Origin of the sequence: Streptomyces reniochalinae (assembly GCF_003323735.1) — a bacterium.
GTDB lineage: Bacteria > Actinomycetota > Actinomycetes > Streptomycetales > Streptomycetaceae > Streptomyces > Streptomyces reniochalinae.
Genome location: NZ_QOIM01000043.1, coordinates 15,396 through 29,656, shown reverse-complemented (window position 1 = coordinate 29,656; position 14,261 = coordinate 15,396). Strand labels below are relative to the sequence as shown.

Here is a 14,261-nt window from a genome sequence, read left to right as displayed (position 1 = left end):
GATGCGATACAGACAGCAGCCGACCGGAGAGAAGAGCAGAAGTTGTCCCCGACCCACGAGACAGCAAACGGCGGGCGCCGACTCGTGATCGTCGAGTCGCCTGCCAAGGCCAAGACGATCAAGGGCTATCTCGGCCCTGGCTACGTCGTCGAGGCCAGCGTCGGGCACATCCGTGACCTCCCCGGCGGTGCCGCCGAGGTTCCCGCGAAGTACAAGGGGGAGCCCTGGGCCCGGCTCGGTGTCAACGTCGACCACGACTTCGAACCCCTCTACGTCGTCAACAGCGACAAGAAGGACCAGGTCAAGAAGCTCAAGGAGCTGCTGGCCGACTCCGACGAGCTCTACCTCGCCACTGACGAGGACCGCGAGGGCGAGGCCATCGCCTGGCACCTGCAAGAGGTGCTCAAGCCGAAGGTCCCGGTCAAGCGGATGGTCTTCCACGAGATCACCAAGGACGCGATCCAGAACGCGGTCCGCAATCCGCGCGCTCTCAACCAGCGGCTGGTGGACGCGCAAGAGACGCGTCGGATCCTGGACAGGTTGTACGGGTACGAGGTCTCTCCGGTGCTGTGGAAGAAGGTCATGCCGCGGCTGTCGGCGGGCCGCGTGCAGTCCGTGGCCACCCGGCTGGTCGTCGAGCGGGAGCGGGAGCGCATGGCGTTCCGTTCCGCCGAGTACTGGGATCTGACCGGCACGTTCGCGGCGGGGCAGGCGGGGGATGCCTCGAGGGGAGCGGGACGTGGCGCGGCCGGCGATCCGGGGACGTTCGGTGCCCGGCTGACCACGGTGGACGGCCGCCGTGTCGCCCAGGGGCGCGACTTCGGCTCGGACGGGCAGCTCAAGGACCCCGCCGCCGTGCTGCACCTGGACGAGGAGGGCGCGCGCGCCCTGGCCGCGGCGCTGGAGGACACGGACTTCTCGGTCCGTTCCGTGGAGTCAAAGCCCTACCGCCGCTCGCCGTACGCGCCTTTCCGTACGACCACCCTCCAGCAGGAGGCGAGCCGCAAGCTGGGCTTCGGCGCGAAGTCCACCATGCAGGTGGCCCAGAAGCTGTACGAGAACGGCTTCATCACGTACATGCGTACGGACTCCATCACGCTCTCCGACACGGCCGTGTCCGCGGCCCGCGCGCAGGTCACCCAGCTGTACGGCGCCGACTACCTGCCGGACAAGCCGCGCACCTACGCGGGCAAGGTCAAGAACGCGCAGGAGGCGCACGAGGCGATCCGCCCCTCGGGGGACCGCTTCCGCACACCCGCTGAGACGGGTCTGACGGGCGACCAGTTCAAGCTGTACGAGCTGATCTGGAAGCGGACCGTCGCCTCGCAGATGAAGGACGCCGTCGGACAGTCCGTCACCGTCAAGGTCGGCGGCCGCTCGGCGGACGGGCGGGACGCCGAGTTCAGCGCCACCGGCAAGATCATCACCTTTCACGGCTTCCTCAAGGCCTACGTCGAGGGCGCCGACGACCCCAACGCGGAGCTCGACGACCGCGAGCGGCGGCTGCCGCAGGTGGCCGAGGGCGACCCGCTGCGCGCCGAAGAGATGTCGGTGGACGGCCACGCCACCAAGCCGCCGGCCCGCTACACGGAGGCCACGCTCGTCAAGGAGCTGGAAGAGCGCGAGATCGGCCGCCCCTCCACCTATGCCTCGATCATCAGCACGATCCTGGACCGGCGCTACGTCTTCAAGAAGGGCACCGCGCTGGTGCCGTCTTTCCTGAGCTTCGCCGTCGTCGGACTCCTGGAGAAGCACTTCGGCCGGCTGGTCGACTACGACTTCACCGCCAGGATGGAGGACGACCTCGACCGCATCGCCGCCGGGAACGCGGAGGCGATCCCGTGGCTGCGGCGCTTCTACTTCGGCGACGGCGGGGACGGCCAGTCCGCCACGGCCACCGGCGAGGCCGCCGCGGCCGGCAACGGCGACGGCGACCACCTCGGCGGTCTCAAGGAGCTCGTCTCCGACCTCGGCGCGATCGACGCCAAGGGCGTCTCCTCCTTCCCCGTCGGGGAGGGCATCACCCTGCGGGTGGGCCGTTACGGCCCGTACGTGGAGGGCCCCAGCCAGCAGGAGGGCGAGCCGGGCCAGCGCGCCGACGTGCCCGACGACCTGCCGCCGGACGAACTGACCGTCGAGTACGCCAAGGAGCTGCTGGCCAAGCCCAGCGGCGACTTCGAGCTCGGCACGGACCCGGAGACGGGCCGGCCCGTCGTCGCCCGTGACGGCCGCTACGGCCCCTACGTGACCGAGGTTCTGCCCGAGGGCACGCCGAAGACCGGCAAGAACGCGGTCAAGCCGCGCACTGCCTCGCTCTTCCGTTCGATGTCGCTGGACACCGTCACGCTGGAGCAGGCGCTCAGACTGCTGTCGCTGCCCCGGGTCGTCGGTGTGGACCCGGAGTCGGGCAACGAGATCACCGCCCAGAACGGCCGGTACGGCCCCTACATGAAGAAGGGGACGGACTCGCGCTCGCTGGAGACCGAGGAACAGATCTTCACGATCACGTTGGAGCAGGCGCTGGAGATCTACTCCAAGCCCAAGCAGCGCGGCCGTGCGGCGGCCAAGCCGCCGCTGAAGGAACTGGGCAACGATCCGACCACCGAGCGCCCCGTCGTGGTCAAGGACGGCCGCTTCGGCCCGTACGTGACCGACGGCGAGACCAACGCGACGCTGCGGCGGGACGACGACGTCGAGACGATCACCGCGGAGCGGGGCTTCGAGCTGCTGGCGGAGAAGCGGGCGAAGGGCCCGGCGAAGAAGTCCTCCGCGAAGAAGACGGCGGCGAAGAAGTCCTCTGCCAAGAAGGCGACGGGGAAGACGGCCGCGAAGAAGACGGCGACCAAGACGGCGGCTGCCAAGAAGACGGCGACGAAGAAGACGGCGACGAAGAAGGCCGCCGCTTCCAAGAGCGCCGCCTCGAAGGGCCCGGCGAAGAAGGCGTCCAGCGGGGAGTAGGCCGCGGGGGAGGCGTTCGGGGAGCCGACCGGTGTTCACACGGATGTTCGGGTACGCATCCGGTTGGCGGCGCCCTCCCTATACGCTGGCGGGATGATGTCTTCGCCCCCAACCGCTCCGGACGACTCCCTCGCCGCGGAATCCCGCGAGGGCGCCGTGACCGCGCTGTTGCGTTTCCCGCCGCTCAAGCGGCTGTGGACGGCGCAGTTCACCAGTGGGATCGGCGACATGCTGGGCCTTCTGGTGCTGCTGTTGTTGGCGATGCAGGCGGCGGCCGTGCGCGGCGTCGCGGGAGACCCGGTCTTCGGCGGCGGATACCGCGGCATGGCGTTCGTCGTCGCGGTCGTCTTCGGACTGCGGCTGCTGTCCACACTGCTGTTCGGCGCCGTCCTGCTGGGCCCCGTCTCCGTGCTGGTGAGCGGCGTCACCGGCAAGGGCGGCGCCAAGCGCGCGGGAGGCCCGGGCGGTGCAGCGGACACCGCCGGGGCGGCGGCGCAGGACAAGGACGCGCCGAAGCAGGACGACGAGGCGCCGAAGAAGGTCCTCGACCGGCGCTGGACGCTGTTCGGCGCCGACGTCCTGCGGGCGGTCGCCCTGGTCATCGCGCCGCTGTGGATCGACTGGACGCCCGGCAACGCCTTCCTCATCCTGCTGATCACCGTCTTCGTGGCGGGCACCGCCGAGCGGCTGTCCACCGTGACGCGTGACAGCGCGGCCCCGGCCCTCCTGCCGGCGGCGCCCCTGGAGGGCGCGGCCGTGCGGCCGCTGTCCGACCACCACGACGCGCTGCGCCGCCTGTGGCTGCGCACCGGCTTCGTGGCCCTGCCGCTGGCGGCCGCCGGGCTGGTGGTCGTCACGCTCGTCAGCAACCTGCTCGGCACCGGCATCGACTGGTTCGGCTCGCACCAGGCCGCGCTCGCCTCGTACGTGGCGGCGGGCCTGTTCGCCGCCGCTGCGGCCACCGGCTACTTCCTCCAGCTCCCGGACACCCGCACCCCGCGTCCCCGCTCCCCACTGGAGGGGCTGCGCCGGCCCAGCACAGGATCGGGTACCGACAAGGGGCGTACGGGCGCCGTGCCGCTGCTGGTCCTCGCGGGCGCCGCCGTCAGCGGGGCGGTCGCCGCGGCTGTCGCGCTCGCCCCGCTGCACGCCGCCGACCTGGGCGGCGGACCCGTCGCGTTCGGACTGCTGACGCTGATGCTGACCGGCGGCACCGCCGCCGGCATCCGGCTCGCGCCGCACACGCTGCCCTCGCTCTCCCGCCGCCGCCTCCTCGCGCTCGTCACCGGTCTGACCGGTGTCGCGCTCCTCGCGGCCGGGCTGGTCTCCGACACCGCGACCGTCATCGGCCTGGCGCTGCTCGCCGGGCTGGGCGGCGGTATCGCGGCCAACACCCTGCACACCCTGCTCGACCAGGAGACCGAGGACTTCCGCCGCGCCCGCACCACCGAGCACCTACAGGCCGTCGTACGGCTGTCGCTCGCGCTGTGCGCCCTGATCGCGCCCGTCGTGGCCGCGCTCATCGGGCCGCACCGGGTGGAGGACGGGGCCTTCGTCTTCGACCACGGCGGAGCCTCGTTCACCCTGATGCTCGTCGGCGCGCTGCTGCTGCCCGTCGGCGCGATCCTGCTGGGCCGCACCGACGACCGGCAGGGCGTACCGCTGCGCCGCGACCTCGTGGAGGCGTTCGGCGGCGGCCGGCCCCGGCAGGCACCCGCGGCCGACGGCTTCTTCCTCGTCCTGGAGGGCGGCGACGGCGCCGGCAAGTCCACCCAGGTCGAGGCCCTGGCAGAGTGGATCAGGGCGAAGGGCCACGAGGTCGTCGTCACCAAGGAGCCCGGCTCCACACCCGTCGGCAAGCGGCTGCGCTCCATCCTGCTGGACGTCTCCTCCTCCGGGCTCTCGCACCGCGCGGAGGCGCTGCTGTACGCGGCCGACCGGGCCGAGCACATCGCCACCGTCGTCCGCCCCGCGCTGGAGCGCGGCGCCGTGGTCATCTCCGACCGGTACGTCGACTCCTCCGTCGCCTACCAGGGCGCGGGACGCGACCTGTCGCCGACCGAGATCGCCCGCATCTCCCGCTGGGCCACCGAAGGGCTGGTGCCGCACCTGACCGCGCTGCTCGACATCGCACCCGAGACGGCGCGGGAGCGCTTCACCGAAGCCCCCGACCGGCTGGAGTCCGAACCGGCCGAGTTCCACCAGCGGGTGCGCTCCGGCTTCCTCACCCTGGCCGCTGCCGACCCCGCCCGCTACCTCGTCGTCGACGCGGGACAGGAGCCCGAGGCCGTCACGACGGTCATCCGCCACCGTCTCGACCAGGTGCTCCCGCTCTCCGAAGCCGAGAAGAAAGCCCAGGAGGAGGCGCGCAAGCGCGCCGAGGAGGAAGCCCGCAGGAAGGCCGAGGAAGAGGCCCGCCGCAAGGCGGAGGAGGAACGCAAGGAACGCGAGCGCAAGGAACAGCTGGAGAAGCTGCGCCGCGAGGAGGAGGAGCGCAAGCGCCGCGAGGCCGAACTGGAACGCCAGCGCGAGGAGGCGCGGCGCGCCGAGGAGGCACGCAAGCAGGCCGAGGAGGCCCGCCGCATCGCCGAGGAGGAGCGCGAGCGCCGCGAGGCCGAACAGCGCGCCTACGAGGAGGAACAGGAGCGGCTGCGCAAGCGCGCCGAGGAGGAGAAGCGGCTCCGCGCCGAGGCGGAGGAGCGTCGCCGCGAGCGCCAGCGCAAGGCGGAAGAGGCCTTGCTGCGGGCGGAGGAAACGCGCCGCGCCGCGGAAGCGGAGGCCGCGGCCAAGGCACAGGCCAAGGCGGAGGCGGACGCCGAAGCGGAGGCGGAGGCCAACGCGAGGGCGGCTGCCAAGGCCAAGGCCGAGACCGAGGCCGAGTCCCGGTCCGAGGCGGAAGCGGACACGGACACGGCGACCGGGCCCGCCGACGAGACGACCGAGACGACCGCGACGACCGAGACGCCCCCGGTTCAGCCCGCCCCCGCGCCTGACGGCTCCGAGGCGGACACGGCACAGATTCCGCAGGTGTCCGAACGGGAGGAGCCCTCAGCCGCGGAGCCGGACGTGGAGGACACGGCACAGCTGCCGCGTCCCGCCGTCGCGCCGTCCGCGGAGGACGAGACGACGGTGCTGCCCAAGGTCTCCGACGACGAGACGACCGTGCTGCCCAAGGTCTCCGAGGACGAGACGACCGTGCTGCCGAAAATCTCTCAGGACGGGGAGGAGGACCGTACGCGCGAACTCCCCCAGGTCGAGGAGAACGGCCGCCCGCGCCCCTCCTGGGCGGAGGACACCCCCATGGACGACGCCCCCACGCTGGCGGACAGGCTCCTGGGGCCGCACGACGACCAGGACGACCAGGACGACATCGGCGACCAGCGCCGCCGATGACGCTCCCGCCACCGGCTCCCGCGGCGCGCTGAACCCGGACACCGTCCGGGCAGGCGCAGCGCCGGGGGAGCCGACGGGGGTTGCCCCACGGCGTGGCGGCGGACGGTGCCCGGGTGTCACCGGCATCCGGGACAATGGTCCGTATGGCGGTGTGGGACGACCTGGTGGGGCAGGACAGGGCGGTGGGGCAGCTGACGGCTGCCGCGCGGGACGCCGACGCGTACGTGACGGCGGAGGCCGCGGAGGGCGGGTCGGCCGGCCTGACCGGCTCCGCGATGACCCACGCCTGGCTCTTCACAGGACCGCCGGGTGCGGGCCGCTCACAGGCGGCTCGCGCGTTCGCGGGGGCGCTCCAGTGCGTCAGCCCGGACAGGGCGCTGGGCGGCAGCCCGGGGTGCGGTTTCTGCGAGGGCTGCCACACGACGATGGTCGGCACCCACGCGGACGTGACCGTCGTCCGTACGGACCTGCTGTCCATCGGCGTCAAGGAGACCCGCGCGCTGGTGCGGGAGGCACAGATGTCGCCGGCGGGCGGCCGCTGGCAGGTGATCGTCCTGGAGGACGCCGACCGCCTCACCGAAGGCGCGGGCAACGTCCTGCTGAAGGCCGTCGAGGAGCCGGCGCCGCGCACGGTGTGGCTGCTGTGCGCCCCGTCGACGGAGGACGTGCTGCCGACGATCCGGTCCCGCTGCCGCCACCTGGCGCTGCGCACGCCCCCGGTGGACGCGGTCGCGGACCTGCTGATGCGGCGGGACGGCATCGATCCGGACACGGCCAGGTTCGCCGCACGGGCCACGCAGGGCCACATCGACCGGGCGCTGCGGCTGGCCACGGACGAGCGGGCCCGCGCCCGGCGCCTTGCGGTGCTGAAGCTGCCCGCCCGGGTCGAGGACGTGGGCAGCGCGCTGCGTGCCGCGCAAGAGCTGCTCGACTCCGCCGCGGAGGACGCCAAGCAGGTGGCGGAGGAGCTGGACGCCAAGGAAACCGAGGAGCTGCGCACCGCACTCGGCGCCACGGAGGGCAAGCGGCTGCCGCGCGGCACGGCGGGTGCGATGAAGGAGCTGGAGGACAAGCAGAAGCGGCGTGCGACCCGCACCCAGCGCGACTCCCTCGACCTGGCGCTCTCGGACCTGACGGCCTTCTACCGTGACGTGCTGGCCCGCCAGTTGGGCTCCTCGGTCGCTCTCGCGCACGAGGACCCCTCGGCACCCGTCGACCGGCTCGTCACCACGTCGCGTCCGGAGCAGACGCTGCGCCGTATCGATGCCGTACTGGAGTGCCGCCGGGCGCTCGACCGCAACGTGGCGCCCCTGCTGGCTGTCGAGGCGATGACGATGGCACTCAGGGCGGGCTGAGGCCGACCACGCGCCCTGTTCCTCCCGTCTGACGCCCCGACGCGCCGGGCCGGCCCGGCCGGACGCTGACGCGCCTGGTGGGCCCGGCGGGCGGACGGCACGACGGCACAGTGGGTAGGCTCGCGTGGACATGCCGCGAGCGGAGGGACGCCCGATGAGTCAGCAGCCACCCGGACCCCGAGCCCGTACCGCGCGGGGGCCCCGTCGTGTGGCCGCGGCCGTCCTGGCGGTGACGGCTCTGGTGCTTGCGGGCTGCTCGTCCGAGGACGGCTCCGACAGCCCGGGTTCCGACCCCTCCGGCGCGCACGCGGGCGCCGACGCCCCGCCGCTCAAGCCGCTCTCGGAGTCGGTCCCGGAGAACCTGCGCCCGTACTACAACCAGAAGCTGTCGTGGCGCAGCTGCGGTGTCGAAGGCTTCGAGTGCGCGTCGCTGCGGGTGCCGCTGGACTACGACGAACCCGGTGACGGCCCCGACGACACCGGGCACAGCGTGCGCCTGGCCGTCACCCGCTCCAAGCCGCAGGGCGGCGGGGGCAAGCCGAAGGGCGGGTCGCTGCACGTCAACCCGGGCGGCCCTGGCGGCTCGGCGATCGACTACGTGCAGCAGGCGGCGGGTCTCGCGTACCCGCCGCAGGTGCGCGACCACTACACGCTGGTCGGCATGGACCCGCGCGGCGTCGGCCACAGCGAGCCGGTCGAATGCCTGAGCGACAAGCAGATGGACTCCTACACGCGCGTCGACCAGACCCCGGACTCCGCGAAGGAGACGGACGCGCTCACCGCCGCCTACGAGCGCTTCGCCAAGGGCTGCAAGAAGCGCTCGGGCAAACTGCTGGGCCACGTCTCGACGACGGAGGCGGCCCGCGACATGGACGTCCTGCGCGGCGTACTCGGCGACAAGCAGCTCAACTACGTCGGGGCCTCCTACGGCACCTACCTGGGCGCCACGTACGCGGGACTGTTCCCGAAGCGCTCCGGCCGCATGGTGCTGGACGGCGCCATGGACCCTTCCCTGTCCGCACGCCGGGTCAACCGCGAACAGACCGCCGGCTTCGAGACGGCGTTCAAGGCGTTCGCGAAGGACTGCGTCGGCCGCTCCGACTGCCCCCTGGGCACCGGCGGCGTCAGCGAGGCGGGCGAGGAGCTGGGCGACTTCTTCGAGAAGGTCGACCGCAAGCCCCTCAAGACCGGCTCCTCGCGCCCCCTGACCGAGTCCCTGGCCACCTCGGGTGTGATTCGCGCCATGTACGACGAGGGCTCCTGGCCCCAGCTGCGTGAGGCACTCGCGGCCGCCAAGAAGGGCGACGGAGCACCGCTCCTCGCCCTCTCCGACGACTACTACGAGCGCGGCCCCGACGGCGAGTACAGCAACATCATGTACGCCAACCCGGCCGTCAACTGCCTCGACGCACCCCCCGCCTTCTCCGACGCGGCCGCGGCCCGCAAGGCGGTCCCCTCCTTCGAGAAGGCCAGCCCCGTCTTCGGCCGCAACTTCGCCTGGGCGGCGCTGAACTGCGCCAAGTGGCCGGTGAAGCCCACGGGCGAACCGCACCGGATCGCCGCCGAGGGCGCCGACCCGATCGTCGTCGTCGGCACCACCCGCGACCCGGCCACCCCCTACCGCTGGGCCCAGGGCCTGGCGGGCCAGCTCTCCTCGGCCCGCCTGGTCACCTACGAGGGCGACGGCCACACCGCCTACCTGCGCGGCAGCGACTGCGTCGACTCCGCCGTCACCTCCTACCTCGTCCAGGGCAAGCCCCCCAAGAACGGCACCACCTGCCACTGACCCCGGCCCCCGTCCCGACCACCCCCGCAAACCCTGTAGACTTGTCGCCGCAGCGGCCCCCACACTGGTCGCACGCACCCGCCGCCTTAGCTCAGTCGGCCAGAGCGACGCACTCGTAATGCGTAGGTCAAGGGTTCGATTCCCTTAGGCGGCTCCACTGGAACCCCAGGTCAGATGGATTCTGACCTGGGGTTTTGTGGTTCAGCGGATACGACGGCGACGCTTCGCCCGCTCCGCGCGGGTCTGCCCGGTCTCAGTCCTGGTCTCAGACGTGGCCCGGGGCGGCGGCAGAAATGCGTCCCCCATCCGCCGCATCGCCTCCTTCGACAGCTCCGAGCGGCCCTTGACGTACCGCCGCGTCTGGCTGATCTGGGTGTGCCGCAGGATCTCCATGATCGTGGGCATGTCCACCCCCAACTCGTTCAGAATCGTGCCGGCCGTGTGGCGGCTCCCGTCGTAGAGCCGACGGTCGCTGATGCCCGCCTCCTCCAACAGCACCTTGAACTCCTCCCAGTCGGCCCGCGGGTCCAAGGGCCGCCCGTCCGGCCGGGCGAACACGGCGTCGTGCTCCTCCCACAGCTCTCCAGCCGCCTCGCGTGCCTCCTGCTGGGCCTCGCGTTGTGCGCGCAGGTGCGGGATGAACGGAGGAGGGATCGGCACGGGCTCACGGCTCTTCTTCGTCTTGGGCCGCGTGAAGACCAGTCCGCCACCCTTGCGCTCCGGGCAGATGCTCGCGTGCCGGGTGCAGTCCTTCGCGCACGGCGGGGGACAACCGCGGGTGTAGTGCTTGTGCACCGTGCACTTCTCGGGGCACGGCTCGAAGCGGTGCAGTCGGGTCCCACACGTGTGCGGGTCGGCACAACCGTGCCGCCACGTGAGCCGTTGGAGCTGCCAACGCGGGTGAAACAGCTCGGCTTCAAGGTCCACGTACGCCCAGCGCAGCCCCAAACACTCTCCCTGCCGGAACCCCATGCCTACGCCGACGATCCAGCGCAGAGAGGTCGGGCGCTTCGCAGCGGCCAGCAGGAACGCCCTGGCTTCCGCCATGGTGAAAGGGTTCGCCTCTGTCTCGTCAACGGATGGGGGCTCCACGAGCGTGGCCACGTTCTCTGAGATGATCCGGCGGCGGTGGGCAATCTTGAGAGCCCGCGACAGGATGCGGTGGACCTTCAGCACGTGCGAGGGTGCGTGGCCCTCTTCGAGCATGTCGGCGTACATCCGCTCCAAGTGCTCCGGTTGAAGCTTGTCGAGTCGGTGCTGCCCGACTCCCGGGATGATGTCGTTGCGGGTCTTCGACCAGTAGTCATCCAGCGACCGCGGCTTGAGCTTCAGACTCGCGATGGTGGTGAGGTACGTCGTCAGCCACTCCTCAACGGTGGGCTTCCGGCCAGCCTTCGGCGCCCGACCCTGGTCCCGGAGCCGCTCCAGCTCCTTGACCTTGCGATTGACTTCCGGCTCGCTCTTCGCCCGACGATGCCGGCGGTCCGGACTCCCGTCGTTCTTCACGCCCATCGTGACGCGGCCGTGCCACCACCCATCACTGCCCAGGTAGATAGACGACTCCATGTTCGGCTTACGAGGACTCACATGCTCCTCCATGCAGAGAGGCGCCCCCGGAGCAATCTGCGGAAGCGCCTCGGGTGTGCTTCGGTCAGTGGCTCTGCGGGCTCAGCTTGGCGACGTACTGCTCAAGCGCGGTTCGCCGGATGCGTCGGCAACGGCGGCTCAGCTCGACGTACTCCAGCTCTCCGGCCGCCATGAGTTCGTAGACGAAGGAACGGCCGATGCTGAGAACTTCGGCGGCGTCCTCCGGTTTGTAGAGCAGGCGGTCAGCGGGCGCGGTCACGGTGGCGGTCATCCGGGTGTGCCTCCTTGGCCGGTGGGATGAGGCTGCGTGTGTCCGAGGTGTGGATCCCTGCGTCACCGCGTCACCTGCGTCATTTGTGGCTCTGACCTGAGGCTTTGGGTGACGCAGGGGTTTGGGTGTGCGTCACCGGTGCGTCATGGGCTGCGTCATCAGGTGACGCAGGTGACGCAGGTGACGCACGGGTGACGCAGGCGCTGCCCTCTGCGTCACGCGCGTTGTGGCAGGTCACGGGGTGTTCTCGGGCCCCGGGTGACGCAGGTGACGCAGCGTTCCTCTCTTAGGAAAAAGAGGAGGGGTTTCTGTTGTGGTGCGGTGCGGCTCAAGGCGTGAAGAAGGAGCCGCTGCGCGGCACGTCTTTCGGGCGGCGCCGTGGCGCCGAAGAGCAAGAAGAGCACTCGGCGGCGTGGCGTCTGGTGCTCTTCTTGCTTGTTGGGTGCCGGTCAGAACGCTTGTTGCTGCTCGGGCGGGTTCCGGTCCGGTCGGCGGAGCATTTCGAGGTACCGGCCCTCTCGGGTGCGGCCCGAGTCGATGAGGACTCCGCGGGCCGCGAGCGTCGGTTGAAGGCGCTTGAGGCGGTCTGAGAGGACCTTTCCCGTGGTCGGCCATCCCTTGGGCAGTGGACGTAGGTTTTCGCCGCTGTAGAGGCGGCTGAGGCAGTGCAACCACTCTGTGGAGGTCATGCGCTGCGGTTCGCCCGCTTCGATGCCATCGGCGTGCTGCAAGACGGTCTGCGCGAGCAGATCCCCCTCGATCACGTCATCGTTGAGGTCATCCAGGCTCCGCCGGTAGGCGGCCAGCGCGCCGAAGCCGGTGGCCGCGTCGAGCTGCGCGCACAGGTGCGCGAAGTCCGCCATCCGCAGATCCGTGGGGGTCTCCGCCTCTGCCGCCCGGACCTTCACCGTGAGGTCGAGCAGCGATCCGAGGATCGCGGGCAGCGCCTCGGTGTACTCGGCCCACAGTTCCGCCTCGGTGCGCCGCACCTTGGGCCGCTCCAGCCGCAGCGGCAGGAGTCGTTCGGCCAGGTCGGGCCGGATGACGCCGACGTCAATGCCGGTCAGCAGCATGGGGCGGCGGTAGCGGGCCCGGAAGACGTCCCCGTCGGTGAACAGGGCGCGCTTGACGTTCTCCGCTCCGGTGACGATGCAGCACATGGCATCCGACAGGTCAGGGGTCATGTGCGAGAGGTTGTCCAGCGCGGTGACCCAGCCCGCGGCCACGGCCGCCACTAGGTTCTCCTCATCCTTCGGGGCACGGCGCAGGTCCCCGCTCATGCCCTCGATGATCCGCACCAGCATCCGCCCCCCGGTGGACTTGCCCGCACCCTGCGGCCCGGTGAGGAACGGGGCGGGGACGGGCACGGACGGCCCGAGGCAGCCGATCAGCCACGCGATGGCCAGGCATTCGGTCTCGGCTCCGGCGAAGTTGCACAGCCTCAGGAGCAGGTCGATGCCCTTGCCGTCGGTGTCCCGGGCGGGCAGGGGCAGTTCCCCGGTGAGCTGGGTGCGTCGCCAACACACCTCCCTCGGGTCGGGAGTGGTGATCTCCCAGCCAGCGGGGTGGATACGGACGGACTGCCCGTCGGCGCGGCCCAGGTCCAGCCACGTGGCGCCGTCGTATCCGGGGGCGACGCGGATGTGCACGGGCTGCACGTCCTCGGTCAGCGCGAGTGCTTCGATCAGATCCAGCGCCTCCTTCAGCGCTGTCCCGTTGAAGACGCCGCACCCGTCGCGGAAGAGGCCGACCATGAGTTCCTGGCGGTGGCTGCCGGTCGTGCCCTGCGAGCGGATGGGCCGGGCGACGGGGTGGCCGTTCCGCTGTGCGTACACGGTCCCGTCGGCGGTGCGGAAGTAGCGGAAGTGGGCCTGCGCGTAGTCGGTGATGACCTCGCGGGCCGGGGTCTTTTCCTCGTCGGCCATGGTCACAGTCCCAACCTGGTGCGGGCGTTGGTCCACGCCTCGGTGCAGTGCCGCAGGGACTCGCCCTTGGCCTGCGCCGCGACGAATAGCCGCTCCATGTGCGCGTCGCTGAGGCAGCCGCACCGGCCGTGAGCCGAGAGCACGGCGAGGAACGTGCGGTAGACGGTGGTGTGCACCGCGCTGCGCGCCTCGGTGATGCGCTGCTCCGCCATCGCGATGCCACGCTCAAGGAAGATGGGCGTGCGGTGGGGGCACTCCCCGCCCGCGGCACGTTCGCCTGCGGTGAAGGCCAGCGGCTCCGAGAGGGCCGGGGTGGGCTTCTTCGTGGCCAGTGCCCGCACGGTCTCCGGCAGGTCCGACATGGTGCCGGCGCCCGGGGCGAGCCATCGGGCGTAGGCCATCGTGGACTTGATGTCCACACCGTCCCGCACGGCGTTGACCGACCGCATGGTGCCCCGGTAGATCCAGTGCTCCCCGCGTGAGGTGGCCACGGTCCGGGTGGCCGGCAGCGTGGCGCGGGCCCAGGCGACCGCGCCTGGGTGGTCGAGGTCCACGACGGTGAGACCGGCGCCGCCGGGATGGTAGGCCACCGCCGCCGCCTGGCGCCACGCTCGCGCCCACGCGGGCGAGCCGAGGGTGTGCGGGTTGGTGGTGGCGGCGGCCCAGCCGTGACAGGGCGCCGGGCAGGTGCAGGGCCCGGGGGTCTTCATGTTCGGCCGGCCACCGCATGCGTAGTGCGTGCAGGCCGGGCAGTTCCCGAAGGGCACCTTGCCCTTGCGCAGCGGCAGCACCGGCAGGCCGCGGGCCGCGATACGCAGGGCAGCGTGCAGGTGCTCGGTGGCCGCGTTGCCGGGGGTGGCGGGGTCACCCGAACGGTGCTCTGCCGCCGGGTGGGGGGATGAGGGCATACTGGGTGTCTCCTGTTCTGTCTCATGGCGGGCAGGTGGCCGGGGGCGGCGGGGCTTCTGTGGTAGGGAGCCGCCGCC

At 71.5% G+C, this 14,261-nt stretch carries 8 protein-coding genes and 1 tRNA gene; 5 read left to right on the top strand and 4 right to left on the bottom strand.

All coding sequences use genetic code 11. From position 1 onward, the window contains the following. The first annotated feature begins 42 nt into the window (after positions 1-42). From topA to DQ392_RS29135, 5 genes are all read left to right on the top strand, one after another. Positions 43-2,958 carry a type I DNA topoisomerase gene (gene topA / locus DQ392_RS29155; RefSeq protein WP_114018716.1) on the top strand — a complete coding sequence of 972 codons (2,916 nt, stop codon included), beginning with the start codon at positions 43-45 and terminating at the stop codon, positions 2,956-2,958. A gap of 96 nt (positions 2,959-3,054) precedes the next feature. After that, on the top strand, positions 3,055-6,351 hold the full coding sequence (gene tmk, locus DQ392_RS29150) for a dTMP kinase (RefSeq protein WP_245982125.1): 3,297 nt from the start codon (positions 3,055-3,057) through the stop codon (positions 6,349-6,351). A gap of 143 nt (positions 6,352-6,494) precedes the next feature. Beyond that, positions 6,495-7,706 carry a DNA polymerase III subunit delta' gene (locus DQ392_RS29145; RefSeq protein WP_114018750.1) on the top strand — a complete coding sequence of 404 codons (1,212 nt, stop codon included), beginning with the start codon at positions 6,495-6,497 and terminating at the stop codon, positions 7,704-7,706. A 154-nt stretch (positions 7,707-7,860) separates the two neighbouring features. Further along, positions 7,861-9,492, top strand: a complete 1,632-nt coding sequence (locus tag DQ392_RS29140; protein WP_114018714.1) for an alpha/beta hydrolase — start codon at positions 7,861-7,863, stop codon at positions 9,490-9,492. Positions 9,493-9,572: 80 nt separating this feature from the next. Next, positions 9,573-9,649: transfer RNA gene (locus DQ392_RS29135), tRNA-Thr, on the top strand. A gap of 44 nt (positions 9,650-9,693) precedes the next feature. Here DQ392_RS29135 and DQ392_RS29130 read toward each other — a convergent pair. The 4 genes from DQ392_RS29130 to DQ392_RS29115 form a co-directional block, all read right to left on the bottom strand. Then, positions 9,694-11,079: a tyrosine-type recombinase/integrase gene (locus DQ392_RS29130; protein WP_114018713.1), complete on the bottom strand. Its 1,386-nt coding sequence runs from the start codon at positions 11,077-11,079 to the stop codon at positions 9,694-9,696. Positions 11,080-11,143: 64 nt separating this feature from the next. Continuing rightward, on the bottom strand, positions 11,144-11,350 hold the full coding sequence (locus tag DQ392_RS29125; RefSeq protein WP_114018712.1) for a helix-turn-helix domain-containing protein: 207 nt from the start codon (positions 11,348-11,350) through the stop codon (positions 11,144-11,146). Positions 11,351-11,799: 449 nt separating this feature from the next. After that, positions 11,800-13,275: an ATP-binding protein gene (locus DQ392_RS29120; protein ID WP_114018711.1), complete on the bottom strand. Its 1,476-nt coding sequence runs from the start codon at positions 13,273-13,275 to the stop codon at positions 11,800-11,802. A gap of 2 nt (positions 13,276-13,277) precedes the next feature. After that, entirely contained in the window at positions 13,278-14,183 is a 906-nt protein-coding gene (locus DQ392_RS29115; RefSeq protein ID WP_245982116.1) for a bifunctional DNA primase/polymerase, read from the bottom strand. Positions 14,184-14,261: the final 78 nt, after the last annotated feature.